Origin of the sequence: Methylobacterium sp. J-078 (assembly GCF_022829285.1) — a bacterium.
Lineage (GTDB): Bacteria > Pseudomonadota > Alphaproteobacteria > Rhizobiales > Beijerinckiaceae > Methylobacterium.
The window spans coordinates 1-26170 of sequence record NZ_JAKSYI010000110.1; the positions used below are offsets into that span (position 1 = coordinate 1).

The following is a 26170-nucleotide window of genomic DNA, read 5'->3' on the forward strand; positions in this document are numbered from 1 at the left end:
GGGCGGGATCGATCGCCGGCGATCGCGGCAAGCGCTGACTGGGTGGCGGCGTCGAGGAGCACGCAGACGGTCTGAGCCATTGCCCAGACTCGCATGCATCGCCCGCCTCGTGAATCCTCTGACCGCGTCAGTGCACTAGCCGTAGAGCAGGCTGGCGGACGTTGACCCCGAGCGGTCGGTACCAAGCGTTAGGTTTCAACTACTCGTTTCAGGGCTGCTCGTAATGATCGGGCGCCGCCCGGCGTCGCCGACGTTTGGAGGCGGCCCGGCGGAGGATGCGCGACAACGCCTCGACCGAATACGGTTTCTGAAGGAGCTCGAAGCCGTGGTCGGTTTCCTCGGCCAGCACGTGACTGTAGCCGCTGGTCAGCACCACCGGCAGGCCGGGATACAGCCGTCGCACCTCGCGTCCGAGTTCGACGCCGTTCATGCCCGGCATGACCACGTCGGAGAACACGACATCGTAGCCGCCGGGGCTTGCTGCCAACGCCGCCAGGGCGTCGTCGGCGTTTGTTACCCAATGGGTGCCGTAGCCGAGTTCCTGGAGGGTCTGGGTCGAGAAAGTCCCGACCTCGCGGTTGTCCTCGACCACGAGGACGTGGGTCCCGCGTCCGTCGACGACCTTGTCAACGGACGCGGTTTCTTCAGGTACGCCGGAATCGGTGTCCGCACGCGGGAGGTAGAGCGAGAAGGTGGTGCCGCGTCCGACCTCGCTCTCGACCACGACCTCGCCGCCCGACTGCTTGGCGAAGCCGAACACCTGGGATAGGCCGAGGCCGGTGCCCTGGCCGACGCCCTTGGTCGTATAGAACGGCTCGAAGATCCGGTCGATCTGGTCGGCCGGGATGCCGGAACCGGTGTCGGTCAGCGCGATCCGGACAAAGTTACCGGTCCGCTCGGAATGAGACCGCATCGCCGGCACGAGGCTTGCCGCCTCCACGACGATGTCGAGTCTCCCTTCCCCCTCCATCGCGTCACGGGCGTTGACCGCCATGTTGACGAGGGCGGTGTCGAGTTGGCTCGGGTCCGCGTTGATATGGCAGGGCTCGTCGCCGACGCAGATCGCGACTGCGATCCGAGCGCCGGTGAGGGTGCCGACCATCTCACCGATGGCCCTCACGCTGCGGCCGGCATCGAACACCTCAGGCCGCAGCGCCTGTCGGCGGGCGAAGGCGAGGAGCTGACCCGTGAGCTTGGCCGCCCGGTCGACGGTGTCGGAGATCGCGCCGACGTACCGGGCCCGCCGATCCTCGGAAAGGTTGGGGCGCTTGAGCAGGTCGGTCGATGACTTGATGACCGTGAGCAGATTGTTGAAATCGTGCGCGACGCCCCCGGTCAACTGACCGACGGCCTCCAGCTTCTGAGACTGCCGCAACGCCTCCTCGGCCTGCAGCAGGCTGGCGGCGCGCTCCTTCTCCAGGGTGACGTCGCGGGAGACGCAGTAGAGCAGCCCTTCCACTGGAACGGCCGTCCAGGACAGGGTTCGATACCCTCCGTCGCGCGCCCGGAAACGGTTCTCGAATGCCAGCGTGAGCGCACCGTCGGCGAGGCGCTCGACCTCAGCCCGCGTCCTCTCCCGATCCTCGGGATGTTCGAGCCACTCCGACGTCTTTCCGACGATGTCGTGGTAGTCCCATCCCAGGATACGGTGCCAGGCTGGGTTGATGCTCACCCAGATCCCGTTCGCGTCGGCGACGCCGAGCATGTCCTGGCTTACGTGCCAGATGCGGTCTCGCTCCTTGGTACGCTCGGCGACCTGGGCCGCCAGCGTCTCGTTCAGAGCCCGCAGCGCGCCCTGGGCGCGGACGCGCTCGACGGCGTCCCAGATCCGGGCCGAGACCTCCTCGACCAGCGAGACCTCGTCGGGCGTCCAGGCCCGCGGCTCGCGTTGGTTCACGTAGACGATGGACCGGAGGCGTCCCTCGTGGACCTGGGGTACGGCGACGATGGCGCCGATGCCGAAGGCTTCCATCCCCAGGCCGGCCGTGTCCGCATCCGCCTCGACGTCGGGATAGACCGACGTCCGACCCTTCTTGAGGTTGGCGATGTTGCCAGGCCCGAACGCTTCGAGGGGGTAGGTGTCGGCGAGCGTCGCGACGCCGTCGACGTACTCGGTGCCTAGGGTGACGGATACGCCGTCCCCCTCGACGAAGCCGTAGCCGACCCGGCTCGCGCCGAGGTGGCGTCCGAGGGCGTCCACCGCCGCCTGCATCCGCCCACGCGGGCCGCCCTGGTCGCGAAGGGTATCGGTCAGGTCGAGCAGGAAGCGTTGCCGCGTCTCGGATGCGTGCTGCTCCGCGACCCGCCGCTCCAGTTCGGCGTTGACCTCCCTGAGGCGACGCTCGTCCAGGCGCCGGCCGGTGACGTCGGAGACGGTGAGCACGGCTCCGACCACCGTCCCGCCCTGGAGGACGGGGGCGTTTGAGCAAACGACCTCGATGGGCGTCCCATCGCGATGGAAGAACGTGGCGTCGCGCTGCCGGAGGGTCTTCCCCTCTCGGATGGCGTGCACGAAGCCGCATTCCGACGCCGGAAACGGGCGCCCGTCCGGATGGTGGTGGTGGGCGGCCTCGTGCAGGTCCTGCCCGACCAGGGTACCGGCGTCCCATCCGAGCAGGACATGCGCCGTCGGGTTGGCAAAGGTGACTAGACCGTCGCGGTCGAGCTGGAACACGGCCTCGCTGACGTGGTCCGTGACGGTCTGGAGCAGGTCGGTCTGCCGCTTGAGCGCCTCGGCGGCTAGGCGTTGGTCCGTCCGGTCCCTCAGGATCTTGAGATAACCGACATGCGTGCCATTGTCGGCGCGGAGCGGCATCATCTCGCCCAAGCCGAAGAACCGCGAGCCGTCCTTGCGCACGTGCCAGCGCTCGTCGTTGCCGCGCCCGTCCTGGCGACTGACGCGCATCTCGCGCTCGGGCGCGCCGTCCACAGCGTCCTCTTCGGTGAAGAACAGCCGTGCCGGCCTGCCGCGCATCTCGGCCTCGGACCAGCCGAGGATGGCCTCGGCGCCGGCGCTCCAACCGGTCACGAGGCCGTCGAGGTCAGTGGTCACGATGGCGTAGTCGCGGGCGCTGTCGAGGATCTGGCCGTGGCGGACGTCCGCCTCCCGGGCTGTGCGCAGGGCATCGTCGCGCGCCGCCATCGACCGGCGCAATTCCATCTGCGCCATGACCTGCCGCCCCAACGCCTCCAGGGCCTCGGCCTGTTCGGGCGTCAGCCCCCCGGGGCGGGGCTTCCCGTCGATCACACACAGGGTCCCAAGCGGAAGGCCCTCCGGCGTCTCCAGCCGCGCGCCGGCATAGAACCGCAGCCGGGGCTCCCCGGTGACCAGCGCGTTGTTCCGGGTCCGAGGGTCGGCGGCAAGATCCGGGATGACCAGCAGGCCGGGCTGCCGCAGGGCGTGGGCGCAGATCGATTGCGACAGCGGGGTCTGGCAGGAGTCGAAACCGACGCGGGCCTTGAACCACTGCCGGTCGCCGGCGACGAGACTGACCAGCGCGGCCGACGTGCCGCAAATCCGGGACGCGAGCAGCACGATGTCATCGAAGCCCCGCTCGGCCTCGGTGTCGAGGATGCCGTAACCGGCGAGCGTCGCGAGCCTGGCCGGATCGCGGGCGGCCTCCGCGACGACGTTCTCAGACCCGGCCATGGGCGGACCTGCTCGGTGCAGCCACACGATGGGCCTTCGCCTCGTCGTGTGCGATCAGAAGCCGAAGCGCCGACCTGACGACCTCACTGATGGATGTGTAGTCCCCCTTGGCGACCTGCCCTTCGACGTAGGCAATCAGCGGTTCGGTCAGGGCGATGTGTCGGGAGTGTTTGGCGGCCATCGGGTGCCACTAGCAGCTCCCCGGGACGGTGTCGCACCTGCGACACCCCTATTCGCGCAGCTGCGTCGTCACACCTGTTCTTGGCTGAGGATATCGTGACTGCCGGGATTTTATCTCTCGATCAATGACTGGGGAGAGATTGTGAGCGGCATTGCGGCGACTCCAATCGAGGGTCCGGAAGTGGCGCAAACCTGCGCACCTCCGATACCGGGCTGAACAGCTGCTTTTTTCATTCTGCATTGCGAAAGCGGACCGGCAAAAATCCACCCAGGCCGGACGTTGAGCAGAGTAGTAGGTCCCGGGCTGCCACCAGCCCATACGCTGCTAGAGGGGCTCCGTAAGGGGGCATTCGGTCTCGACCCTCTCGTGAGTACCGCGAAGGAGTGTGACGATTCCATCCCGAACGCTTTGCATAACGGGGTTGTAGACGATCATGCCGAGATCTGGACGGCCGTCCACGGAGAAGGCCGAGAATTCCAGCTCGATGGAGCCCAGGATCGGATGCCGGAGCCGCTTGATCCCGTCCGTGTGCGCCCGGACGTCGTTCTCCTGCCACAGGGCTGCGAACTCCGGGCTGGTGCAACTGAGTTCCTCTGCCAGTGCGTTGACCTCGGATGCTGCGCCCGCCCGCACCGCGTCAGCCCGGAACGCGCCGACGACGTAGCGGGCGACACTATACCAATCATGCTGAGCCGCTTGCACCGTCGGGTCGCCGAACATGCGGCGCAGGATGTTACGCTCGCCGGGAGGGACCGTGTCCCAGTCGGTCAGCACCACGGCGGCAGCGCGGTTCCAGGCGACCACTTCCCAGGTCGCCGTCTTGATCAGCGCAGGGCTGACCTCCAGCGTGTCGAGCAAACGCTGCAGGCGCGGCGTGATCCCTTCCTTCGGCGTGTAGCGGACCTCGGGCGGACGCCCAAGGGCGAGCATGAACATGTGCTCGCGCTCCGGCTCGGTTAGCATTAGCCCGACCGCGATGCGGTTCAGGACGTCAGCCGAGGGCGCTCCGCCACGCCCCTGCTCCAGCCAGGTGTACCAGGTGGCGCTGATGTTCGAGCGTTGGGCGACCTCCTCCCGACGCAGGCCGGGCGTGCGTCGGCGGCCCGAGAACCCGAGCGCGGCCGGATCGAGCCTGGTCCGCCGGTCCCGCAGGTATGCTCCGAGCGAGGTTTCCGGGCTGGCAAGCATGGCGATCCTATTAGTCGGTATACCGGGATACGGTCACTACTTTAATGGCATCAACCCTGAGTGGATAGTTGGCGTCTGGACCCAACGGACCGCTCTCCATGCTCATCTTCCTCACCGGCGCCACCGGCTTCATCGGCTCGGCCATTGTCCCTGAACTCCTCTCCGCGGGACATCGGGTCCTTGGGATGACACGGTCGGAGGCTGGGGCACGAGCCCTTGCCAAAGCCGGCGTCGAACCGCTCCTTGGCAACCTGGAGGACGTCGACAGCCTCCATCGCGGCGCCGCCCAAGCGGACGGGGTCATCCACACTGCCTTCGACCACGACGACTTCTCGAACTTCGTCGCCAACTGCGAGAAGGATCGGCGCGCCATCGAGGCTCTGGGCTCGGCACTCAAGGGGTCCGACCGCCCCCTCCTCATCACGTCTGGGGTCGGCTTCGGTTGCTCAGCCCCGGGGATGCCGGCACGCGAGGACGTCTTCAACGCCGAGTACCCGAACCCCCGTGTGGCCTCGGAACTCGCGGGGGTTAAGCTCTTGGACGAGGGCGTGAACGTCTCGGTGATGCGCCTCCCGCAGGTCCACGACACGGTCGAGCAGGGGCTCGTCACCTACCTGGTCGAGCTCGCGCGCGCCAAAGGCGTATCGGCCTATGTCGGGGAAGGGGCGAACCGCTGGGCGGCGGGTCCCGTCCTCGACGTCGCGCGCCTCTATCGCCTCGCGGTGGAAAAGGCGGATGCGGGGGCTCGCTACCACGCGGTCGCCGAAGAGGGTGTCAGCGCCCGCCACATCGCGGAGGTCGTCGGCCGCGGCCTGAAGGTGCCGGTATCTGCCATCTCGTCGGAGGAGGTGGCCGGACACTTCGGGTGGCTCGGCCTGTTCGCCGGACACGACATGTCAGCGTCCAGTGTCTGGACGCAGGATCAGCTCGGCTGGCGTCCGACCGGACCGGGCCTGCTGGCTGACCTTGAGCGGATGGACTACTCCCGTGCCTCGTCTTGAGAAGGTGGACGACGCTTGAGAACGGTCTCTTCGACGCCTTCACCTGTCGACCGCAGAAAGTCGCAAACCCATCCGACCGAAACGTGGAGCGGACGGACGGGTCCCGACCCCATTCGGCCGAAGCAAGCGATGAACTCGCTTCCGGAAAGCAGACGCCAGCGAGGAAACGTGCGGCGGGGTCGTCCTTAAACCGCGAGCTTCCCAGCTTACTCCCATGCTCCTTCCGACAAAAAGATGCGAATGCATCTAGACGACCGGTCTAATTTGTTCTATCTCATCGTCATGGCACGCGTCACCGCACATACCGACACTCGCCAGGGGATCCTCGACACCGCCTACGGCCTCGTCGGTGCGAAGGGGTTCTCTGGGGTCGGGCTCAACGAGATCCTGACTTCGGCTGGCGTGCCGAAGGGGTCGTTCTACCACTACTTCGGCTCCAAGGAGGCTTTCGGCGAGGCCCTCCTGGCGGACTACTTCGAAACCTATCTCGCCGACCTCGACACGACGCTTGCCGAGCCGGGGCTGCGGCATGCCGAGCGCCTGATGAACTACTGGCGCAAATGGCAGGCCACGCAGGGCAGTATCGACGACCAGCGCAAGTGCCTCGCGGTGAAGCTTGCGGCGGAGGTCTCGGACCTGTCCGAACCGATGCGCCTCGCCCTCAAGGGCGGCACGGCCGCGATTATCGAACGGCTGTCGCGGTCCATCGCGGCGGGCGTGGCGGAGGGCTCGTTCACGATCGAGAGCGAGCCGCATACGACCGCCGAGGACCTGTACCATGTCTGGCTCGGTGCGAGCCTGATGGCCAAGATCGTCCGGACCGACGCACCGTTCGAGGCTGCCATAGGGACGACCCGGCGCATCCTCGGCCTCGGGTCACCCTGATACATCGCGTTCCAAACTTGCTCCGAACGATCTCTCCGTCGCGCCAAGTTACGAGACGACCGGTCTACTTAGGATAAAACCGACCACCTTCCCCGGGACGGTGTCCCGCGGACCCAGCGAACGGCCCGATACGCGAAGATTTCCCCCTCACCCAAGCGAAAGCCCCGGAGAACGACGATGAAGATCCTGATGGTGCTGACCTCGCACGACCGCCTCGGCGACACCGGCCGGAAGACCGGCTTCTGGCTGGAGGAACTCGCGGCCCCCTACTACGTGTTCAAGGATGCGGGGGCGGGGGTGGTCCTGGTGTCGCCCGAGGGCGGCCGTCCGCCGCTCGATCCGAAGAGCGCCGAGCCGAGCTTCCAGACCGACACGACGCGCCGCTTCGAAGCCGACGCGGCGGCCATGGCGGTGCTCGCCGAGACGGGCCGGCTCGACGCCGTCGGCCACGAGGGCTTCGACGCCGTGTTCTATCCCGGCGGGCACGGGCCCCTCTGGGACCTCGCCGAGGACTCGGCCTCGATCAGGCTGATCGAGACGACGCTCGGCGCCGGCAAGCCCGTGGCCCTGGTCTGTCACGCCCCCGGCGTCCTGCGCCATGCCAAGAGGCCTGATGGGAAGCCCCTGGTCGAAGGCCGGAACGTCACCGGCTTCACCAACACCGAGGAGGAGGCCGTTGGCCTCACCGAGGTGGTTCCGTTCCTGGTCGAGGACGAACTCAAGCGGAACGGCGGCCTCTACGCCAAGGGTGCCGACTGGGGACCCTTCGTCGTGACGGACGGCCTGCTCATCACCGGCCAGAACCCGGCCTCCTCCGGCCCCGCCGCCGAGCGTCTCGTCGCCCACCTCGCAAACCGCTGAGGACGCGGGCGCCCTCGGCGGCGCCCGCCCCCCACCCATGATCGTCGCCCGGCCGCGCCGGGGCGGTCCGCCCGCATCGGCGACCTCGAAGGATCCCAGCCCATGACCACCGACATCGTCTTCTCGGACGCGACACGGCTCGCCGAATTGATCCGCACCCGGCAGCTCTCGCCGGTCGAGGTCGTGCAGGCCCACCTCGACCGCATCGCGGCGGTCGACCCCAAGGTCAACGCCATCGTCACGGTCGCCGAAGGCGCGTTGGCAGCCGCGAAGGAAGCCGAGGCGGCCGTCATGGCGGGCAGGGAACTCGGGCCCCTGCACGGCGTGCCCTTCACCGTGAAGGACTCCATCGACACCGCTGGCGTGATGACCCAGCGCGGCTCGCCCATCTTCCGGGGCCGCGTGCCGCATGCCGACGCGACCAGCGTGGCCCGCATGAAAAGCGCCGGCGGCATCCTGCTCGCCAAGACGAACCTGCCCGAGTTCTCCTACTGGATCGAGAGCGACAACCTGCTCTCGGGCCGCTCGAACAACCCCTGGAACCTCGACCGGACGCCGGGCGGTTCGAGCGGCGGCGAGTCCGCGGCCATCGCGGCGGGCATGTCGCCGCTGGGCCTCGGCACCGACCTCGCCATCTCGGTGCGCGGCCCCGCCGCCCAGACCGGCATCGTCTCGCTGAAAGCTACCCACGGGCGCGTGCCGATGACCGGCATCTGGCCCCGCGCGCCCCGCCGCTTCTGGCATGTCGGCCCGATGGCGCGCAGCATCCGCGACCTCGCGCTCGCCTTCTCGCAGCTGGCAGGCCCCGACGGCCTGGATTCCTTCGCGACAAGCACTGTCCCGTTCGACGCCGGCATCGGCGCCGCACCGGACCGCAAGCTTCGCGTCGGTTGGATGGTCGGACCGGGCTTCGGGCCCATCGACACGGAGGTCGCGGCGACGGTGCGCGCAGCAGCCGAGGCCCTCAAGGGCGAGGGCCACCACGTGGAGGAGGTGCGCATCCCGGCGTTGGAGCGCGACTTCGCCCTCGACGTGTTCAACAAGCTCCACGTCATGGAGATGAAGCCCGCCTTCCGGGAGGCGATTGCGGGCCGTCCCGAAGACGAGATCTACAAGATGGCGAGGACCATGCTGTCGCTGCCCGACACCTCAATGGAGGACTACGTCGCGGCCGAGCAGGCGGCGGAGCGGCTTCGGGACGGCTATGCCGCCTACTTCCGGGACCACGATGTCCTCCTGACCCCGGTGCTGCCCGTCCCAGCGCACGAGCACGGCATCAGCGAACTCGTCGTCAATGGCGAGACCGTCGACCTGACTTACCTTCAAGGCGCCACGGTGCCCCTCAACGTGACGGGCCTGCCGGGCTTGTCGATGCGCTTCGGGACGAGCCGCGAGGGTCTGCCGATCAACGTGCAGCTGGTGGGCAGCTGGCAGGCGGAGACCACGATCCTTCACGCCGCTTCGGTGCTGGAAGGCGTGAGCCCAGTCCGCGGCCTGCACCCGAGCCTCTGAATGGCGGAACCTGCCGGGGGGCGCTTCGTGGCCCCCGGCCATGAGCGCACGCCGAATGGCTGAAATGGGAGCGTCGCGGCAACCCCGCCGCTTCCGGCGCTAAAGTCCGCTTCTTGTATCTTGCTTCCCGAGACCAGACAGGCAGGAAACCACCCGACTTGGTCGTAGAGCAGTCCAGCCGGACTCGACCCAGTGTGGTCATTCAACCCGGTCTGCCGGCTGCCCGTAAGCGGACTTTTCCGAGATTCTGCTCGCGCGGGGCTCCGCCTCGGTATCCGGCGCCGTCTCGGCCTCGACGGCGGACCTCGCCGCCAGCCTGGGCAAGCTCAACTCGCGCGCAACCCGCGTACCGGGAACCGTGTCGTAGCTGGAGCGGATGTTGCGCAGCGGGATGGCCCGGGCCGAGCATACCCTGGATCATCCAGAGCGTCGGGCTTGTTCCAAGATGTATCGCCCATCCTCAACACGCGAACATCTGGGTCCCCGCGTGGACGGTTGCGTCCTCCTCGTCGCGCACCCGGATCGTGAGCGCGTGTAGGTTGCCGTCCATCGGGCGGTTTCCGGCATCGCACGCGTGGCCTCGCTCACGACCGCCTCGCACCCCTTACCGACTGTATCCCGTGGGAATGCCACACGGGCCGACCGTCTCGAAACGGGCATGCCGCGATCCGCCTGGGCCGGCGATGCCGTGGGCTTGCGATGGGACCAAACCGCCAAGCGAGAGTTATCGTCGGAACACGTTTCCCAAGGTACCCCAAAGCCCACGCCACGGGCATCGGTTGCCGACGACCGGATGCCGCCCGATGACCGAGTCCGCCACGACGCATGCCCCAAGGGCTCGCGACATCCTATCGACGGGTATCACCGGCCTCGACGAGATCCTCGACGGCGGTTTGACGCGCGGTCGCCTCTATCTGCTTGAAGGAACGCCGGGGACCGGCAAGACGACCGTCGGCCTGCAATTCCTTCTCGACGGCGTCGCGCGGGGGGAGAGGGGTCTCTACGTCACCCTGTCGGAGAGCGCAGACGAGCTTGCATTCGCCGCCGGGACGCACGGGTGGTCGCTTGACGGCATCGAGGTCTATGAACTCGTCAACGAACTCGGGCTTGATCCGGACAGCGAGCAATCCGTGCTGCATCCCTCCGAGGTCGAACTTGGGGAAACGGTGCGGGAGGTGATCGACCGGGTCGACAGCCTCAAGCCGCAGCGGGTGGTGTTCGACAGCCTGTCGGAGCTACGCCTGCTCGCCCAGAACCCGCTCCGGTACCGGCGTCAGATCCTGGCCCTGAAGCAGATGTTCGCCTCCCGGGAATGCACCGTCTTCCTGCTGGACGACGGGACCGCCGACGTCCAGCTCCACAGCATCGCCCACGGGGTGATTATGCTGGAACAGGTCCGACGCGGCTTCGGTGCCGCGCGCAGGCGCCTCGACGTCCTAAAGATGCGCGGCGTCAAGTTCCACGGCGGGCTGCACGACTTCGTCCTGGATACCGGTGGCGTCGAGGTGTTCCCCAGTCTCGTAATTGACGACCATACCGCGGAGTTTGACATGACGCCGGCCTCGACCGGCTCCAAGGAACTCGACCTCCTCCTGGGCGGAGGGCTGGCCCCCGCGACCAACACCTTGCTGCTCGGACCCTCAGGGGTCGGCAAGACCACCACGGCGGTCCGGTGCATGCTTGAGGCGTTGGACCGTGGGGAGAAAGCGACCTACTTCCTGTTCGACGAGGGCCGCCAGACCATGCTCACACGCGCCAGGGCGCTGGGCATGGATCTCGACGCCCATCTTTCGAGCGGCAGCCTCGTCATCGACGAGATCGAGCCGGCCGAGTTCTCCCCCGGCGAGTTCGCCTGCAGGGTCCGCAACACCGTGGAGACGCGTGGCGCGAGCTTCATCGTGTTCGACAGCCTGAACGCGTACATCCACGCCATGCCGGGCGAGGAGTACCTCATCCTGCAGATGCACGAACTCCTGAATTACCTGAATCAGAAGGGCGCCACGACCCTTTTAGTCCTCGGCCAGCACGGCGTGATCGGCGACGTCCGGTCGGATATCGACCTGAGCTACCTCAGCGACGGCATCCTGCTGTTCCGGTACTTCGAGGCCAACGGTGCGGTCCGGACCGCCCTGTCGGTGGTGAAGAGCCGGGTCAACGCCCACGAGCGCACCATCCGGGAACTCAAGCTCTCTCCCATAGGCCTCCAAGTCGGCACCGCGCTCTCCGACTTCCAGGGCATCCTGTCCGGATTGCCGACATACGACGGCAAGGTCGCGCTGATCCCGGGCGCCGCCGAGCCGGCGATATGACGCCGGCATCCGTTCCCGATGGGGAAGTCGTCCTGATCCTCGCCCCGCGCGGACGCGACGCGGTCGTCATGGCGCAGCTCATGGTCAAGTCCGACGTCGGCGTCACCGTCTGCGCCAACGGCGTTGAATGGCTCGATGGCCTTCGTACGTCCGCCGCCACATCCATTGTGACCGAGGAGGCGCTCCTCGACGTCGATGCGGCATCGCTGGACGCCTGGGTCTCGTCCCAGCCGCCGTGGTCGGACTTCCCGTTCATCGTGCTTGCGACGCGGCAGGCCGGGCGACGTTCGACCAAGGCTGCCGCCGTGATCGAACGCCTCGGCAACGTCGTCCTCTTGGAACGGCCCATCAACGCCGAAACGCTTCTCAGCGCGGTCTCCTCGGCCCTGCGGGTCCGTCGGCGCCAGTACCAGGCCCGTCAGTACATCCGGGAGCGCGAGGAGGCCCAGGAGAGGCTGCGCATCGCGAACGAGACCCTTGAGCGTCGCGTCGAAGATCGGACGCGCGAGGTCGAGGCGGCGCGCGAGACCCTGGCCTTCGCCCTTGATGCCGCCGGAATGGGGTCTTGGGATCTCGATCTCGTCAAGGACACGGCGCGGCGCTCCCATCGACATGACGCGATCTTCGGCTACGACGAACCGGTCTCGACGTGGGGCAGGGCCGAATTCCTGGCTCACGCCGTGCTGGAGGATCGGCCGATGGTCGAGGCCGCATTCGCCCTGGCGGTCGAGACCGGAACCTTGGACTTGGAGTGCCGGATATCGCGGACCGACGGGGCAATCCGCTGGATCGGGGCCAAGGGCAAGGCCGAGTACGGCGAGGATGGGAGCCCCGTCCGCATGGCGGGCATCGTCGTCGACAGGACCGAGCAGCGCACCACCGAGGAGGCCTTGCGGCAGGCCCAGAAGATGGAGGCTATCGGGCAGCTGACCGGCGGCGTGGCGCACGATTTTAACAACCTTCTGACGGTCATCGTCGGCGGCCTCGACATGATGCTGCGCAAGCCGGAGAACACTGAGCGCGTCGTCCGCCTGGCGGAGGCCGCGATGAACGCGGCGCGGCGCGGCGAGCAACTCACGCAGCAACTCCTGGCCTTCTCCCGCAGGCAGATGTTGCGGCCCCAGACCATCAACCCCAACCGCTTGCTCTTCGAGTTCAAGCCGCTGGCCGAACGGGCGGCGGGCGCCGCCGTGGAGCTCCTACTTGATCTCGACCCCACCATCGACCCGATTCGGATCGACCCGGCGCAGTTCGAGGCGGCGGTACTGAACCTCGTCGTCAACGCCCGGGACGCGATGGACGGACGTGGCTCGCGGATCGTCGTGCGGAGCCGGAACGTGCACCTCGACACCGCGGCGGTGGCTGACAGGGGCGTGCCGCCGGGAGCCTATGTCGAGGTCTCAGTGACCGACCAGGGCAGCGGGATCTCCCCGGAGGCCCTAGCTCGGGTGTTCGAACCGTTCTTTACTACTAAGGAAGTCGGCAAGGGAACGGGCCTCGGCCTATCGCAGGTGTACGGGTTCACCCGCAGCGCCGGTGGCTTCGTTGGTATCGAGACGGAACTTGGCTTCGGCACCACCTTCCGCCTTCTGTTCCCCCGCTCAGCCGAACCGGCCGGCGAGGAGGCAGGCACCGGCAGCGGTCCCCTTCCGCTCCGCCGGGCAACGGAAGGCGATACCGTGCTCCTGGTCGAGGACGATGAACAGGTGCTCGGCATGGCTGTCGAGAGCTTGGAGGAGCTCCACTACCGCGTGGTCGTGGCCCGCAATGCCGCGGAGGCCCTCGTCCATCTCCAGGGCGTCGAGCGGATCGACATCCTGTTCTCCGACGTGATGATGCCAGGCGGGATGAACGGATCGCAGCTCGCCGTTGAGGCGCAACGCCTTCGTCCGGGCCTTAAGGTCCTCCTGACCTCCGGGTACGTCGCCAACCTCGAAGAGGGCCAGGTGATCGGGCGGGGCGATCTTCCGGTCCTCAACAAGCCCTACCGGCGCGACGAGCTGGCTAAATCTCTTCACCTCGTTCTTGGAGGGAAGCGTACCTAGGCGAGCATAAAGGAACCTCGGACTCCATCGTATCCCGATGATCTGGTCCGGGGCGACCCCGGCTTCGGGTGTGGTGCGAGAAGTGGGACGAACCCCTCAGCTCGGACATCGGCTGGGTATCGGATCTGGTGCGTATCGCCGGCGGCAACAACGTCTTTCCCTAGCTTGCCTGCCAAGCTGCCGCCCAGGACCACATCGCATTGTCCGACGGTGCTGGCGGCCGCGCTCAAAGTCTGCCTCGCGTCATGGGTAGGGAAGGAAGTCGTGCCGTTCCGCATCACCCCCCCCGGGCAATCGTGGCGATTTCCGATGGGCTACAGCTGCTTCTCGATGATATCGAGCTGCAAGCGGACTGGCCGAAAGCCACCCAACCCAGTCGTAGAGCGGACCGGCTGATGCCAACCCAACTACGACGTAGCCAGGGATTCGGTTGTCGCTCGAAAGCAGACGCTCCAATCTGCGCGTTTGTCAGCACCCATCGCCTGCTTCGTAACTCTTGAGGACCTCTGCAGCGGCATCGAAGGCCGCCCAGGTCTTTCGAGCGAGGCTTCCACCCACGCTGCAACGACGAACCCCGAGCTCGGCGAGCACCCGGATGCCCGCGTCGTACTGGTGCACGACGACGTTGACGGGCTTTGGGGCGACCGCCGCGACGAGTTCCGCGACGGCAACGGGATCGAGGATGAAGGGCACGAAAAGGCAGTCGGCGCCGGCCTCCGCATAGGCGACGGCGCGAGCGATGCTCGCACTGACTGACATGCCGGGGACACGGAAGTTCTCGTTTCGACCGATGAGCATCACCGTGGGATCGATGGCGTCGATGGCCCTGCGCGCGGCAGCGATCCGTTCGACGGCGTGACCCGTCTCGTACATCGCGGTTCCCGACCAATCCTCTATCGACAGGGCAGCCACACCCATGTCGACGGCCAGGGCAACATTCCGCGCAAGATCGTCCGGACGGTCGGCGAAGCCGTTCTCGAAATCCGCGTTGACCGGCAAATGGGTGCTGGCAACGAGCATTCTCAGGTGGTCGAGGATAGCCTCCAGGCCGAGTTCCCCATCCTGCCGGCCGGCGGACCAAGCCGCACCCGCACTCGTCGAGGCGAGGGCCTTGAAGTCGAGATTGGCGAGCCGAACGGCGCTGCCGCGGTCCCAGGCATTGGGCAGAAGGAAGAAGCCGCTCTCGTGAAGGCTCCGAAAGGCCCTCCGCTTCTCCGCCGTTGTGATCATCGGTTGACCCATCGTCATCAGGCCCTGAGATCGTCCAGCCGACGTCGCTGTTGGCCAGCCTCGTCGAAGTTCGAGGGCGCGAGCCAAGCGGTCAACGCTGCCGAGATCGGGGGCCATTCAGGGCTGATGATCGAGAACCAAGCCGTATTTCGGCTCTCACCCTTCACCATCATGTGCTGGCGAAAGATGCCCTCGAAGGTGAAACCGAACCGAGCCGCCGCGTTCCGCGATGGTGCGTTCCGGCTGTCGCATTTCCATTCGAACCGTCGGTAACCGAGTGTCTCGAACGCGTAGGCGGCGAAGAGGGAGAGCGCTTCCGTCGCCACCCGTGTCCGGGCGATGGCCGGTCCCCAGAGAATGTTGCCGATCTCAATGACGCCGTGGGTCGGATCGATGCGCATCAGGGCTTGGCGCCCTTCGGCCCGTCCCGTCGCTTGGTCGATCACGGCGAAGAATAGTGGATCGTGCGACGTCGATGCCGTCTCCAGCCAAGCGGCAAAGCTTGGCTCATCCACCGGCGGTTCATCGAAGAGGTAGCGGAAGCGATCCTCGGCGCCCGGTCGGAGCGCCGAGTGAAAGAGCGCCGGACCGTGTCGCGCGGGGCTCAGCGGCTCGAGGCGCGCGTAACGCCCTTCCAGCACGCAAGATCCGGGCTTCGGGACGCCGGTCCAGTTCTGTCGATCCATGGCTTTCAGTAATCCATCTGAGATGAGGGAGTATTGGATAAGGCAAGCCTGATCCGTTCAGCAGTGTCCGGACGGTCTTGCCACTCAGAAGGCAATCCCGAGAGCGACGCCGGCCAGAATCGCGAACGCAGAGAGGATGAGAACCGGGTCGAGCCCTTCACCGAGGAAGACGGCGGATAGGCCGATCCCGAGAACGGGCGTCGCCAGGAGGCCAAGAGAGGCCTTGGCTGCCGGAAGGCGGCGGCTCACGACGGTCATTGCCCAGAAGCCGAGTGCCGTCCCAATCACGCCGTTATAGGCAAGTGCGATGAGGACGGGAGCGCATATCCGCGCGGATGGCGCACCGTCGACCAGAAGTGCGAGCCCGACGAGAACCGAGCTAGCCAGCAGGCACTGCCAGGGCATGAGTTGAAGCGGCGTCGCCGTCCGGCGGTGGCCGCGCGAATAGACGAGGCTGACGGACCAGGAGAGAGCGGCCAGAACCAGCAGGCCATTGCCGTAGAGGGCTGCTGGGCTTCCCCAATCCAGACCACGCGGTCCAAGGAGGAGAAGCAGTCCGGAAAGCCCGATGGCGATGCCAATCGCCTGACGCGTCGTGATGCGCTCCCCAAGGAACAGGAACGCAGCGGGCGCCACCCAGAGGGGCGTGGTGTAACCCAGGACGATGGCGCGGCTCGCGGGAACGAATGTCATGCCCACCGTCATGAGCGCCGCGAAAGCGACCATGTGGAACAAGGCGATGACGAGCACGACGGGCAGGTCAGCGCGGGGCGGACGGACGAGATGCCCCGTGGCCAACAGCGCCGGAAACAGGACCAGGGTAGCCAGAACGGTACGGATGGCCACGGCCCAGAGTGGCGTGATCTCCCGAACGGCGACCTTGATGACAACCCAGTTGAGGCTCCAGGCCACCACCACGAAGGCGAAGAGACCAAGCGTCGAGAGAGCAGAGGCCGGAGACGGTTGGCGTCCAAGAACGGTGGTGGCGGAGCTGGACGTCATGCCTAGAGGGTCCCTGAGAGCACCTTACCCTCGTCTCAAAATGGTTTAGCGTGGAGTGCCATTATCGGTGTTTTCGGCTAGTCCACTTGGATGCCGAAGCAGCGAACGACCATCGTGATCCCCTCCCTGAGAGCCTTCGAGCGGCGCGACGGCCACCTCGGCCGCCAGATCGCGCAGCGCCTGCGTGATGCTGTGGCGAGTGGCGAACTGAAGCCAGGAGAGCGGCTTCCATCGACCCGCACGCTGGCTGCCTCCCTTGGGGTTGCCAGAGGGTTGGTGGTCGAGGCGTTCGACCAGCTCAGGGCGGAAGGCTACCTCGACGCGCGCGTCGGTGCGGGTACCCGTGTCGCGTCGACGCTCAGCGACGAGCCGCTGGTCACGCCGCCAGAGTCGAGCCTACATCCGGTATCCCATGAAATGGTCTTGCCGCCTGCGGCGGAACGACTGGCCGCCTTCGCCCGTGCCGTCGCGTCACAGCCCCAGGTTCCCTTCGCGGTCGCCGTGCCGGCGGCCGGCATTGCCCCCGACGACACGTGGCGAAAGCTCGGCAATCGTGTCCGGGCTTCCAGTCGCTCCGCACCGGCGGGCTACGCCGATCCGTACGGACTACCCGCGTTGCGAGCGGCAATCGCCGATCACGTACGCCGCGCACGCGCGGTTCGGTGCGGGATGGAGAACGTCATCGTCACGTCCGGCACCCAGCAGGGCCTCTACATGGCCGGTCGGGTGCTGCTGTCGCGCGCCGATGCGGTCTGGGCGGAGGACCCGGCCTATCCGGGCTTGCGGGCCGTGCTGGAAGACCTCGGCGTCCTCACGCACCACCTGCCCGTGGATGAGCAAGGCCTCGACGTGCAACGCGGCCTATCAATCTGCCCGACGGCCCGCGCCGCCTTCGTCACCCCCTCGCATCAATATCCGGTCGGGATGCCGATGAGCATGGCCCGGCGCCAAGCCCTCGTCGCGTGGGCCGAGCGTAATCAGGCTTGGATCGTGGAGGACGATTACGACAGCGAGTTGCGCTACGCGGGGCATCCCTTCCCGGCCATCCAGGGGCTCAGCCCAGCGCGGGTCATCTATCTCGGCACCTTCAGCAAGGTGCTGTTTCCTTCGCTGCGGCTTGGCTACGTCATCGCGCCGAGTTCGCTGGTCGAGGCGTTCGCCGGTGCCCGAGCGATGCTCGACCGACACTCCCCCACGGCTGATCAGCACCTGCTGGCCGCCTACATGCAGGACGGTTCATTCGAGGCCCATGTCCGGCGCATCCGCGGCCTCTACGCCGAGCGCCGGGCCGTGCTGCTGGAAGCGCTCACGCCAGCCCTGCCGGAGGGCTGGTCCATTCAGCCGAGTGACCAGGGCATGCACATCGTGCTGTGGCTGCCGGAAGGGGCGGACGATGTGCAGGTTGCCGCCCGGGCGCAGGCCATCGGTTTAGTGATGCGTCCGATCTCGCCGATGTACGCCGAGCTACCCGGACGTCCGGGACTGATGCTCGGCTTCGGCGGGTTCCCGCCCGAACAATTGCGCGACGCAGTCAGGCGACTCGCTACCCTATTCGTGCTGCCTCCGCTGTAGCTCGTTCAGGATAGCCTATGCGAGCTGATGGAGGCAGCTTCTGCGAACCATGGGTCGCCGACTTCGATGGTTTGCGAAAGGATTTCAGGCGGTCGCCGCGGCCTGGGAAGCGAAGTCGCGATAGGAACGCAGGGGACGGCCCAGCAACGCGGTGAGGCGGTCGGCATCTCCAGCGTCGGGTAGCATTCCCACGCTGTAGAAGCGCTCACACATCAAGCGCATGTCGAAGGCCATCCAGCTCGGCACGTGCTTCTGCCGGAGGTTCTGCTCGAAGGCTGCGGTATCGTCGCCACCGTAGTTGATCGGACGGCCCAGGACGTCGGACCAGATGGAGGCGACGTCCGAACCTGTCAGCGTCTCAGGCCCGACAACATTGATCCGCTCGAAGGGGAGCGGGGTTTCGGCCTGCTCCCGACGGATGAGTTCGAGGGCCGCGATCTCCCCAAGGTCGGCGGCGTCGACCATCGCGAGGCCCTTGGCGCCGATGGGCATCGGGTAGACGCCGTAGTCGCGCACCACGTCCTTCACCATGACATCGTTGTTCATGAAGTAGGCCGGGCGCAGGACGGTGGCGTGAAAGCCCATCGCCTCGATCATCCGCTCGACCGCGAACTTGCCCGCGAAGTGCGGCACGTTCACGTAGAGGTCGCTGTGGATCACCGACAGGTAGACGATCCGCTCGATGCCGGCCTCGCGGGCGAGGTTGAGGGCGATCAGGGCCTGGGTGACCTCGTCGGGCACCACCGCGTTCAGCAGGAACAGGGTTGAGACACCCGACAGGGCGTTCCGCATGGCGTCGACGTCGAGCAGGTCTCCCTGGACCGCGGTGACGCCCGCCGGCAATTTGGCCTTGGCGGTGTCACGGACCAGGGCGCGCACGTTGGCGCCGCGCTTCACGAGGTGTTCGACAACATGGCCGCCGACGGTGCCGGTCGCGCCGATAACGAGAATGGTCATGGGGGTAACTCCTGGTTTGCCTCTAGAGACATCCAGAAGATGCTCGATCCACTCGCGACCCGGGAGATGGCCTGTTAAAACAGTCCGTCTCGCTGGTGGAACACATGGACCTCCTCGCCCTCGCCGATTTCAACCTCGTCGCCCGGCATGGTGGCTTCGGACGAGCAGCCCGCGCCGCCGGACGCCCGAAGGCGACCCTGTCCCGCCGTGTCGCGGAACTGGAGGCCGACCTCGCCCTGCGCCTTTTCGAACGCGGGGCGCGCGTCCTGAAGCTGACCGAGGAAGGTCGGGCGCTCCACGAGCGAACGAGGGTGCTACTCACGGAGCTCGACGAGACCGCGGCGGCCATCGCTTCGGGCGGGGGCAAGCCACGGGGCCGGCTGCGCATCAGCGCGCCCGTGTTCTTCTCTCAGTCCGCCATGGGAAAGCTCGCCGCGGGGTTCGCCCTAAAGCACCCCGAGGTCCGGCTTGAGGTCACCACGGAGGACCGTGCCGTCGACATGGTGGAGGAAGGCTATGACCTCGCAATCCTGGTCAATCCCGATCCGGATGAGAGCCTGGTCGGACGGATCTTCCTGAGGGACCGTCTGGTCGTCGTGGCGGCTCCGAGCATGCCTCGGCCGGAGGGCGATGCGGCCGTGCCCGCCGTCGTGCGCGGGTCGATGGGGGGCTCCATGACTTGGCCCGTGCGATCACCAGCGGGCAAGTCGAACGTCACCGCCGAGCCCGTCCTCGGCCTTCCATCGCTGATGATGGTCCGCGATGCCGTCCTGGCTGGCGTCGGCGCCGGGCGTCTTCCCATCTCCCTCGTCAGCCATGACTTGGCTGCCGACAGGTTGGTCCTCTTGGGCGATCTCGACAGACCCGAGATCGCCCTCTGGACCCTTTACCCGTCACGGCGGCTTCTGAGCGCGCGGGTGTCCGCGTTCCTCGACCACCTGAAGGAGGCGTTTCCGATGGGAACCGCCGATGAACTGGCCGCCCATATCAGCGGATGACGGGCCAGACTGGATGCAAGTGGCCGGGTATCAGGCCGATTCTGCCTGTTTCTTGAGTTGCAGGTTCTCTCGGAAGAGCGATTGCATGCCCTTGTAGACCCCGTCGAGATAGGACCGGTAGGTCGGAAGGACGTCGGGATCGACGCCGGCCAGATTGGCGAAATGGGCGACGATGGCGTCGGACTCGGTCGTGAACCGGCCAGGCGTGAGTTCGGCCGTCGGGAAGGTGACCGTCTCGACGGCGGGCGCGAGCAGCTCGCGGATTGTGGTCTCCTCATCGTCGCCGGGCACGAACTCCCGCAGACAGGCCTGATCGAGTTGGCCAGCTTCGAGCAGGAAAAGGCGGACCTTCAGGCAGAACGGGCAACCGGCCTTGAGGTAGATCGTCGGCTTGAACGTGGCATCGGTCATGGTCGTACGTCTTTCGGATTGGTCGATTGGTCTCTCCGGCGGTCATCGGCCGGGCGGGTGATGTCGGTCACGCCGTCTGCACGAGTTGCGCCTTGACCCGCGGGATCACCTCGGTGCCTAGCAACGTGATCGACCGCCGCATGGCGTCGGGCTCCTGCATCGCCGAACTCATTTGGAATGTCAGGCGGGAGATGCCTCCCAACGCTTCGCTGGCTGCAAGCGTCTTCGCCGCGACCGTTTTCGGGGAGCCGATGAGGTAGGCGCCGTAGGGACTGCACATCGCCTCGAACTGCTCGCGCATTCCCGTGCTCGGCCAGCCCCGTTCCGCCCCGATCTTCCCAAACAATTGCGCCCACCCCGGAAAGAACGCCTCCTGGGCATCCCGGTCCGTATCGGCGACGAAACCGACCGCGTGCACGCCCACCTTCAGGGTCTCCGGGTCATGGCCAGCCTGACGTCCGGCCTCGCGGTAGAGGTCGACTAAGGGACGGAAGCGCTGGAAGCTACCGCCGATAATGGCGACCATGAGGGGCAAGCCAAGGGTGCCCGCACGGGCGAAGGAGGTCGGGGTTCCGCCGACGCCGATCCAGACCGGGAGCTTGTCCTGGTGCGGGCGCGGGTAGACACCCTGGCCGGTCAGCGGCGGGCGGAAACGGCCGCGCCAGGTGACGTGGGTCCGGTCGCGCAGCGACAGGAGCAGGTCGAGCTTCTCGACGAACAGCGCATCGTAATCTTCGGGGGCGAAACCGAAGAGCGGGTAGGCCTCGCCGAAGGAACCGCGCCCGACCACGATCTCGGCCCGCCCCTTGGCGATCAGGTCGAGGGTGGCGAACTCTTGGAAGACGCGGACCGGATCGGCGGCGCTGAGCACCGTGACGGCACTGGTCAGGCGGATGCGACTGGTGCGGGCCGCCGCAGCCGCAAGGATGATGGCGGGCGCGGAATCGAGGAATTCCGCCCGATGGTGCTCGCCAATGCCGAAAACGTCGAGCCCGGCGCGGTCGGCGACCTCGACCTCGTCGAGCAGCCGCTCCATCCGTTCCGTCGCCGTGACAGTGCGGCCCGTCTTCGGATCGGGAAGCGTGACGGCGAAGCTGTCGATACCGATTTCCATGGCGGATGACCTGTGGTGCGTAACGCGGGACCAAGGGGACGTGTTGGGTTGTTCGTCCTTGGACGAGGGAGGCCGAGGCGGGCTGGCCGCGACCTCCCAGCCGGCAAGGGCTCAGGGGCGACCGAGAACCGCGAGGATCTGATCCCGGCGCAGCCAGGCCAAGGTCGCCGTCAGGGCGAGAAGCACCGCGGCCGGAGCGGCGGGCGTGGGCAGGACTGTGAGATGGGCCAGGATGGCGCCCGCCATGGTGCAGGCAAGCCAGAGCGCGGCGAAGGCGGCGTATCCTGGGATCAGCAGCGCGACGGCGCCGGCGACCTCCACGAGGCCGGTGACGATGCGGAACCACTGACCGACGCCGATGAGGTCGTAGACCTGCACCATCATCGGCACCCCGGCGAGCTTGGCGCCTCCGGCGGCGAGGAACACCAGGGCGAGCAGCACCTGCAGCGACCAGGCGACGATGTTGAGTTTACGCGACGGGGCGGTCGAGGCCGTGAGGGTCTGGGACATGATGGGCATCCGGCTTTAGGCGGCCGACCGCGGATGCGGCTTGGCTGTGAACCCAGACCTAATGCCCTTCCATCCCCCCTCGAAGCCTCTATCTTTCGATGCGTCCCATCATCTGGACAGATGGATGCTCGATCAGCTCACCCTCGACCAGTTGCGGACCTTCGTCGCCGCCGTCGACACCGGCAGCTTCTCGGCGGCCGGGCGCAAGCTCGGGCGAGCGCAGTCCCTCGTCAGCCAATCGATGGCCAATCTTGAGGCTCAGTCCGGCATCAAGCTGTTCGACCGCTCCAACCGCTATCCGGTCCTGACCGAGGCCGGCGGCGTGTTGCTGGCCCATGCCCGTGCGACCGTGGCGGCCGCCGAGACCTTCAAGTCGCACGCCAGGGACCTCGCCGGTGGCCTGGAGCCGGAGGTGAGCATCGTCCTCGACGTCCTGTTCCCTATCCAGGTGCTGACGGCTGCCGTGGTCGCATTCCAACCGGCCTTCCCCACGACCCCCTTGCGCATCCAGGTCGAGACCCTCGGTGCGGTGATCGCGCCGGTTCTCGACGGACGCTGCGCCTTCGCGGTCGCTGGCGCCACGCCCCTGCTGCCCCCCGAGCTCGCGCGCGAGGCGTTGTGCCAAATCGAGTTGGTGATGGTTGCCTCGCCCGCGCATCCGCTCGTCCGCCGAATCGGGACGATCCCGACGTCCGACCTGGCCGAGCATGTCCAGTTGGTTCTGACCGACCGGAGCGACCTGACCAAGGGGCGCGAGTTCGGCGTGTTCTCGCCGAAGACCTGGCGGTTGGCCGATCTCGGGGCCAAGCACGCCTTCCTACGCTCGGGGCTCGGTTGGGGCGGGATGCCCCTCGACGTCGTCAAGGATGATCTGGCCAGCGGCCAACTCGTACGGCTGGACATCGCCGCCCTGCCCAAGGGCGGCCTGTTCCTGCCGATGTGGGCCGTCTACCCCATCGAGCGCCCGCCGGGCCCGGCGGGCCGATGGCTGATCGCAAAGCTGGCCTCACCGTGAACAAGTGCACTCCGTCCCGGTCCGTGGGTCGATCTGGCTGAGGGCACGGCTTAACTCGTCGTGCGTCTCGCGGATGAGACGGCCCGTCAAAAATCGTTGGCCTGCCGAGCGGACTCGGGAAACGTACCTTCCGAATGGAAGGAGAAACCCATGTCCCAGTCCGATGAGGCTCGGGTTCACCCGATCCGAACGGCAGGCAAGCCATCGATAAGTTGCTGCAGGGCGGCCACCGTCGGCTTCTGCGTTTCGTCGACGAGGACGAAGAGCGCCTCAGCCGAGACCGCCGTATGGGGCGGAGGATTGCTGTGGGGCTGCCCTTGCGCATCGGCATAGCCAACTGGCGTGCCGAAGTTCGCTTCCAGAATGGCGGTTACGATCTTCGACCAGATCAGACCCCGGACTGTGACATCGAAGCGGAGGCACTCGTCCCCCTCGCTGGAAAACAGACGCTCGATGATCTACTTGTTGCCGGGCGCAACGATGGCGCGAACGATTATCTCAGGGTAGCCCCGCAGCGGGCGCACGATAGCCGATGCACCTGCACGCTTCAGGCGCTCACGGTTCATATCGTCCACGCACTCGGCCACGATGCGGGCGGTGATGCCGCGCTCGCGCAAGCGATGGATGATGTCGAAGGTTCGACTGTCGGAGAGACGCTCGCCCTCCTGTTCGGCTAGGATAACGAGCACCCGGGCACCATCGACACCAGCTGCCTCCAGCGCCGCCGGGTCATCGAAGCGGCCTTTGAGCTGCACGATAAGCGGATCGTCCTCCAGGTCCGGCGGCAGCCCATCCGGGAAGGCTTCCGTCAGATTTAGCGACGGCACGTTGGCGAAGTTGGCGTGCGAGCGGTGCAACTGATCGAGCAAGCGCCGGAGGTAGTCGCCGGGCTCATCGGCGGGGGCGTTCACGAAAACAATGTGGTCGCGCATAAACCACCTCCACTCGCCGCGCCGCTTGCGCTCGCGCCGCAGGATCCTGAATTCGAAGAAGGCGCCCCCGGCCTGGGTGAGCAGGAAGATGCCCGACAGGTAAATCAGCACGATGGTGGACGCACGGCCCGCCTTCAAGCTCGCCTGCGGGCGGCTGCCCGAGAGCGGTGCGGACCTGATGAGCCAGCCGACCGTCTCGCGGATGGAGAACACCCCCGGCCTGCGCGACCTTATCCAGCTCGGGCGGGTGCTGGTCGACGTGTACTGTGCCAGCTACGTCGTACCGCCCGCCGCGGTCACCTTGGACGTCGACGACACCTGCGACGTGGTGCACGGCCAGCAGCAACTGTCGCTGTTCAACGCCCACCACGACGCGCGCTGCTTTCTGCCGATCCACGTCTACGACACCGCCACCAGCGGTCCCGTCGCGATGATCCTGTGGCCGGGTAAGACGCCCTCGGGCCGCGAGGTCCGGGGCCGGCTGCACCGGCTCGTCCGGGCGATCCGCCGTCACTGGCCGACGACCGCGATCACCATCCGTGGCGACGGCCACTACGGGCGCCCCGAGGCGATGGACTGGTGCGAGGACAACAGCGTCAGCTATGTCTTCGGCCTGAACGGTACCAAGGCGCTCGCCGCCAAGGTCGAGCCGACCGCCGATCACATCCGGGTGGTGCGGGCCATCGGTGACAAGGATGCGGTGCGCGGCTTTGCCGAGACCACCCACGCCGCCAAGTCCTGGCGGCAGACGCGCCGTGTCGCCGCCCACATCGAGGCCACCCGCCTCGGCCTCGACATCCGCTACGTGGTCACGAACATCGCGACCGGCACGCCGGCATGGCTCTACGCCGAACTCTACTGCGCCCGCGGCCAGGCCGAGAACCTGATCAAGCTGCACAAGGGCCAGCTCGCCTCCGACCGCACCTCCTGCCGGCATCCGGCCGCCAACCAGATGCGGCTCGTCCTGCACACCGCAGCCTACTGGCTGATGCTCACCGTGCGAGACGCCATCCCGGCCAGCCATCGCCTCGCCAGGGCCGAGTTCACGACGATCCGGCTGCGCCTGCTCAAGCTCGGCGCCCGCATTCGCGAGACCGCTGCCCGCGTCCGCCTCGCCTTCGCCGCCGCCTGCCCCGAGGCCGACCTGCTGCGCCACCTCGCGACCGTGCTCGCCCCGGCGCCGACTTGAACGGCGGGACCGTGACGCCCCGACGAACCCGCTCCCATCCCTCAAACACCGATGCAACGATCCGAATCCATACGCGTCACAGTGGACGCGCGATCCCGCTCGACGTCAGACCAAAACACGTCGTCAGCCAAGCCCCGGTGAATAAAACGGGTTAGTGCGTCAGTCTCGGGCTCGATCAGCAGGGCCACGCCCGACACCGACACGCGATACGAGAAGACCCCTGCCAGCTTCATGAGCGTCCTCTACCTCGCAGCCGCCCTCGATTGGCTCAAGATATAGCACGCCATAGCATTTTATCAGTGTCCACTATCGTACTGGAGCATCAGGATTGATCTATCTCTGATCCAGATGTTAGAAGCATTCGAAGAGCCGAGGCTTCAGCCCCGGCCCCTCGCAAGATTGGCTCGAAGAGTTATTCGCCGAGAACTTTGGCCTTCGCGCCTGTCAGCATCGGGGCGTACGCGGACCGGTTCGCCATCCAGTCGAAGAACGCGATCAGGCGGTCGTAGACCCAGATGCCGTCCTCGAGCGCCCCGTCGATACCGTCGCTATGGTTGATCGGCGTCGGGCAATTGTCATTGCGCAGGCAGAAGGCGATGCTATCCGGCGTCATGCTGAGTTCGTACGCCATTTCGACCAGATCTTGGTAGCTCACGAGGATCGGCTCCCCGCTGGTGATCGTCACGCGATACTTGTTCGCATCGAGCTTTTGGTGAAAAATGTTCATTTTTGCTCCGTGATCATGTTGTGTCATGTGAGCATGACAGTTGTCGCCCGCGCGGATGTGTCCGAACGACCCGGAATCAGGTATCACCAGCCTCGCGCTAGAATAGGCGCAGGCCGCGTTTCAGCGTCTCGATTACGCTACCCGATCAGACGGACTGGCACCGGCTTACGAACTAGACCGGTTGCGCGGAATCGTG

General features: G+C 66.7%; 22 protein-coding genes and 1 pseudogene. 10 read left to right on the forward strand and 13 right to left on the reverse strand.

Annotated features, from left to right (window positions below; translation table 11 throughout):
- Window positions 1-208: 208 nt before the first annotated feature.
- The 3 genes from MKK58_RS17915 to MKK58_RS17925 all read right to left on the reverse strand — a co-directional run bounded on the left by MKK58_RS17915 (window position 209) and on the right by MKK58_RS17925 (window position 5018).
- The gene (locus MKK58_RS17915; RefSeq protein ID WP_243913478.1) at window positions 209-3649 is read right to left on the reverse strand and encodes a PAS domain S-box protein; all 3441 of its coding nucleotides are present in this window, start codon (window positions 3647-3649) and stop codon (window positions 209-211) included.
- Window positions 3636-3830 carry a type II toxin-antitoxin system ParD family antitoxin gene (locus MKK58_RS17920; RefSeq protein ID WP_056093467.1) on the reverse strand — a complete coding sequence of 65 codons (195 nt, stop codon included), beginning with the start codon at window positions 3828-3830 and terminating at the stop codon, window positions 3636-3638. The genes MKK58_RS17915 and MKK58_RS17920 overlap by 14 nt, the downstream gene beginning before the upstream one ends.
- 324 nt (window positions 3831-4154) lie before the next feature.
- Window positions 4155-5018 carry a helix-turn-helix transcriptional regulator gene (locus MKK58_RS17925; RefSeq protein ID WP_243913479.1) on the reverse strand — a complete coding sequence of 288 codons (864 nt, stop codon included), beginning with the start codon at window positions 5016-5018 and terminating at the stop codon, window positions 4155-4157.
- Between the two features lie 98 nt (window positions 5019-5116).
- Here MKK58_RS17925 and MKK58_RS17930 point away from each other — a divergent pair, with 98 nt between their 5' ends.
- The 6 genes from MKK58_RS17930 (at window position 5117) to MKK58_RS17955 (ending at window position 13631) form a co-directional block, all read left to right on the forward strand.
- Window positions 5117-6019, forward strand: coding sequence for an SDR family oxidoreductase (locus MKK58_RS17930; RefSeq protein ID WP_243913480.1), 903 nt, complete (start codon window positions 5117-5119; stop codon window positions 6017-6019).
- Between the two features lie 282 nt (window positions 6020-6301).
- A complete protein-coding gene (locus MKK58_RS17935) occupies window positions 6302-6904 on the forward strand; it encodes a TetR/AcrR family transcriptional regulator (RefSeq protein WP_243913629.1) in 603 nt (200 codons plus the stop codon).
- 177 nt (window positions 6905-7081) lie between these two features.
- Window positions 7082-7765: a type 1 glutamine amidotransferase domain-containing protein gene (locus MKK58_RS17940; RefSeq protein WP_243913481.1), complete on the forward strand. Its 684-nt coding sequence runs from the start codon at window positions 7082-7084 to the stop codon at window positions 7763-7765.
- 102 nt (window positions 7766-7867) lie between these two features.
- Window positions 7868-9277, forward strand: coding sequence for an amidase (locus MKK58_RS17945; protein WP_243913482.1), 1410 nt, complete (start codon window positions 7868-7870; stop codon window positions 9275-9277).
- An 803-nt stretch (window positions 9278-10080) separates the two neighbouring features.
- Window positions 10081-11586: an ATPase domain-containing protein gene (locus tag MKK58_RS17950; RefSeq protein ID WP_243913483.1), complete on the forward strand. Its 1506-nt coding sequence runs from the start codon at window positions 10081-10083 to the stop codon at window positions 11584-11586.
- Window positions 11583-13631: an ATP-binding protein gene (locus tag MKK58_RS17955; RefSeq protein ID WP_243913485.1), complete on the forward strand. Its 2049-nt coding sequence runs from the start codon at window positions 11583-11585 to the stop codon at window positions 13629-13631. The genes MKK58_RS17950 and MKK58_RS17955 overlap by 4 nt, the downstream gene beginning before the upstream one ends.
- Window positions 13632-14099: 468 nt before the next feature.
- Here the strand turns inward: MKK58_RS17955 and MKK58_RS17960 are convergent, their stop codons facing one another.
- From MKK58_RS17960 to MKK58_RS17970, 3 genes are all read right to left on the reverse strand, one after another.
- Window positions 14100-14978 (reverse strand): isocitrate lyase/phosphoenolpyruvate mutase family protein, encoded by an 879-nt coding sequence (locus MKK58_RS17960; protein WP_243913486.1) that lies wholly within the window; start codon window positions 14976-14978, stop codon window positions 14100-14102.
- Window positions 14879-15547: a GNAT family N-acetyltransferase gene (locus MKK58_RS17965; RefSeq protein WP_243913487.1), complete on the reverse strand. Its 669-nt coding sequence runs from the start codon at window positions 15545-15547 to the stop codon at window positions 14879-14881. Before MKK58_RS17965 ends, MKK58_RS17960 begins: the two co-directional genes overlap by 100 nt.
- Before the next feature lie 84 nt (window positions 15548-15631).
- Complete coding sequence (locus MKK58_RS17970; protein ID WP_243913488.1) at window positions 15632-16549, reverse strand: DMT family transporter; 918 nt, start codon at window positions 16547-16549, stop codon at window positions 15632-15634.
- Window positions 16550-16639: 90 nt separating this feature from the next.
- Here MKK58_RS17970 and MKK58_RS17975 point away from each other — a divergent pair, with 90 nt between their 5' ends.
- The gene (locus MKK58_RS17975) at window positions 16640-18121 is read left to right on the forward strand and encodes a PLP-dependent aminotransferase family protein (protein WP_243913489.1); all 1482 of its coding nucleotides are present in this window, start codon (window positions 16640-16642) and stop codon (window positions 18119-18121) included.
- An 84-nt stretch (window positions 18122-18205) separates the two neighbouring features.
- Here MKK58_RS17975 and MKK58_RS17980 read toward each other — a convergent pair whose 3' ends face one another.
- Window positions 18206-19078: an NmrA/HSCARG family protein gene (locus MKK58_RS17980; RefSeq protein WP_243913490.1), complete on the reverse strand. Its 873-nt coding sequence runs from the start codon at window positions 19076-19078 to the stop codon at window positions 18206-18208.
- Between the two features lie 104 nt (window positions 19079-19182).
- Between MKK58_RS17980 and MKK58_RS17985 the strand changes: the two genes are divergently transcribed.
- The gene (locus MKK58_RS17985; protein WP_243913491.1) at window positions 19183-20076 is read left to right on the forward strand and encodes a LysR family transcriptional regulator; all 894 of its coding nucleotides are present in this window, start codon (window positions 19183-19185) and stop codon (window positions 20074-20076) included.
- A 30-nt stretch (window positions 20077-20106) separates the two neighbouring features.
- Here the strand turns inward: MKK58_RS17985 and MKK58_RS17990 are convergent, their stop codons facing one another.
- From MKK58_RS17990 to MKK58_RS18000, 3 genes are all read right to left on the reverse strand, one after another.
- Window positions 20107-20487, reverse strand: coding sequence for a glutathione S-transferase N-terminal domain-containing protein (locus tag MKK58_RS17990; protein WP_243913493.1), 381 nt, complete (start codon window positions 20485-20487; stop codon window positions 20107-20109).
- Between the two features lie 67 nt (window positions 20488-20554).
- Window positions 20555-21601 carry an LLM class flavin-dependent oxidoreductase gene (locus MKK58_RS17995; RefSeq protein WP_243913495.1) on the reverse strand — a complete coding sequence of 349 codons (1047 nt, stop codon included), beginning with the start codon at window positions 21599-21601 and terminating at the stop codon, window positions 20555-20557.
- A 111-nt stretch (window positions 21602-21712) separates the two neighbouring features.
- Entirely contained in the window at window positions 21713-22111 is a 399-nt protein-coding gene (locus MKK58_RS18000; RefSeq protein WP_243913497.1) for a DoxX family protein, read from the reverse strand.
- A gap of 124 nt (window positions 22112-22235) precedes the next feature.
- Here MKK58_RS18000 and MKK58_RS18005 point away from each other — a divergent pair, with 124 nt between their 5' ends.
- The gene (locus MKK58_RS18005) at window positions 22236-23126 is read left to right on the forward strand and encodes a LysR family transcriptional regulator (RefSeq protein ID WP_243913499.1); all 891 of its coding nucleotides are present in this window, start codon (window positions 22236-22238) and stop codon (window positions 23124-23126) included.
- A 458-nt stretch (window positions 23127-23584) separates the two neighbouring features.
- Here the strand turns inward: MKK58_RS18005 and MKK58_RS18010 are convergent, their stop codons facing one another.
- Window positions 23585-24169 (reverse strand): NAD-binding protein, encoded by a 585-nt coding sequence (locus MKK58_RS18010; protein WP_243913501.1) that lies wholly within the window; start codon window positions 24167-24169, stop codon window positions 23585-23587.
- A gap of 16 nt (window positions 24170-24185) precedes the next feature.
- On the opposite strand from MKK58_RS18010, the pseudogene MKK58_RS18015 reads away from it, so the two are divergent.
- Window positions 24186-25247, forward strand: a pseudogene (locus tag MKK58_RS18015) (IS1380 family transposase); the annotation flags it as partial.
- A gap of 41 nt (window positions 25248-25288) precedes the next feature.
- Here the strand turns inward: MKK58_RS18015 and MKK58_RS18020 are convergent.
- Complete coding sequence (locus MKK58_RS18020; RefSeq protein ID WP_243913503.1) at window positions 25289-25480, reverse strand: hypothetical protein; 192 nt, start codon at window positions 25478-25480, stop codon at window positions 25289-25291.
- Between the two features lie 179 nt (window positions 25481-25659).
- Complete coding sequence (locus MKK58_RS18025; RefSeq protein WP_243913505.1) at window positions 25660-25974, reverse strand: hypothetical protein; 315 nt, start codon at window positions 25972-25974, stop codon at window positions 25660-25662.
- Window positions 25975-26170: the final 196 nt, after the last annotated feature.

Coding starts and splice junctions, on each gene's coding strand:
- MKK58_RS17915 (WP_243913478.1), bottom strand. CDS start 3,649: ATGGCCGGGTCTGAGAACGTCGTCGCGGAGGCCGCCCGCGATCCGGCC.
- MKK58_RS17920 (WP_056093467.1), bottom strand. CDS start 3,830: ATGGCCGCCAAACACTCCCGACACATCGCCCTGACCGAACCGCTGATT.
- MKK58_RS17925 (WP_243913479.1), bottom strand. CDS start 5,018: ATGCTTGCCAGCCCGGAAACCTCGCTCGGAGCATACCTGCGGGACCGG.
- MKK58_RS17930 (WP_243913480.1), top strand. CDS start 5,117: ATGCTCATCTTCCTCACCGGCGCCACCGGCTTCATCGGCTCGGCCATT.
- MKK58_RS17935 (WP_243913629.1), top strand. CDS start 6,302: ATGGCACGCGTCACCGCACATACCGACACTCGCCAGGGGATCCTCGAC.
- MKK58_RS17940 (WP_243913481.1), top strand. CDS start 7,082: ATGAAGATCCTGATGGTGCTGACCTCGCACGACCGCCTCGGCGACACC.
- MKK58_RS17945 (WP_243913482.1), top strand. CDS start 7,868: ATGACCACCGACATCGTCTTCTCGGACGCGACACGGCTCGCCGAATTG.
- MKK58_RS17950 (WP_243913483.1), top strand. CDS start 10,081: ATGACCGAGTCCGCCACGACGCATGCCCCAAGGGCTCGCGACATCCTA.
- MKK58_RS17955 (WP_243913485.1), top strand. CDS start 11,583: ATGACGCCGGCATCCGTTCCCGATGGGGAAGTCGTCCTGATCCTCGCC.
- MKK58_RS17960 (WP_243913486.1), bottom strand. CDS start 14,978: ATGGCCCCCGATCTCGGCAGCGTTGACCGCTTGGCTCGCGCCCTCGAA.
- MKK58_RS17965 (WP_243913487.1), bottom strand. CDS start 15,547: ATGGATCGACAGAACTGGACCGGCGTCCCGAAGCCCGGATCTTGCGTG.
- MKK58_RS17970 (WP_243913488.1), bottom strand. CDS start 16,549: ATGACGTCCAGCTCCGCCACCACCGTTCTTGGACGCCAACCGTCTCCG.
- MKK58_RS17975 (WP_243913489.1), top strand. CDS start 16,640: ATGCCGAAGCAGCGAACGACCATCGTGATCCCCTCCCTGAGAGCCTTC.
- MKK58_RS17980 (WP_243913490.1), bottom strand. CDS start 19,078: ATGACCATTCTCGTTATCGGCGCGACCGGCACCGTCGGCGGCCATGTT.
- MKK58_RS17985 (WP_243913491.1), top strand. CDS start 19,183: ATGGACCTCCTCGCCCTCGCCGATTTCAACCTCGTCGCCCGGCATGGT.
- MKK58_RS17990 (WP_243913493.1), bottom strand. CDS start 20,487: ATGACCGATGCCACGTTCAAGCCGACGATCTACCTCAAGGCCGGTTGC.
- MKK58_RS17995 (WP_243913495.1), bottom strand. CDS start 21,601: ATGGAAATCGGTATCGACAGCTTCGCCGTCACGCTTCCCGATCCGAAG.
- MKK58_RS18000 (WP_243913497.1), bottom strand. CDS start 22,111: ATGTCCCAGACCCTCACGGCCTCGACCGCCCCGTCGCGTAAACTCAAC.
- MKK58_RS18005 (WP_243913499.1), top strand. CDS start 22,236: ATGCTCGATCAGCTCACCCTCGACCAGTTGCGGACCTTCGTCGCCGCC.
- MKK58_RS18020 (WP_243913503.1), bottom strand. CDS start 25,480: ATGAAGCTGGCAGGGGTCTTCTCGTATCGCGTGTCGGTGTCGGGCGTG.
- MKK58_RS18025 (WP_243913505.1), bottom strand. CDS start 25,974: ATGAACATTTTTCACCAAAAGCTCGATGCGAACAAGTATCGCGTGACG.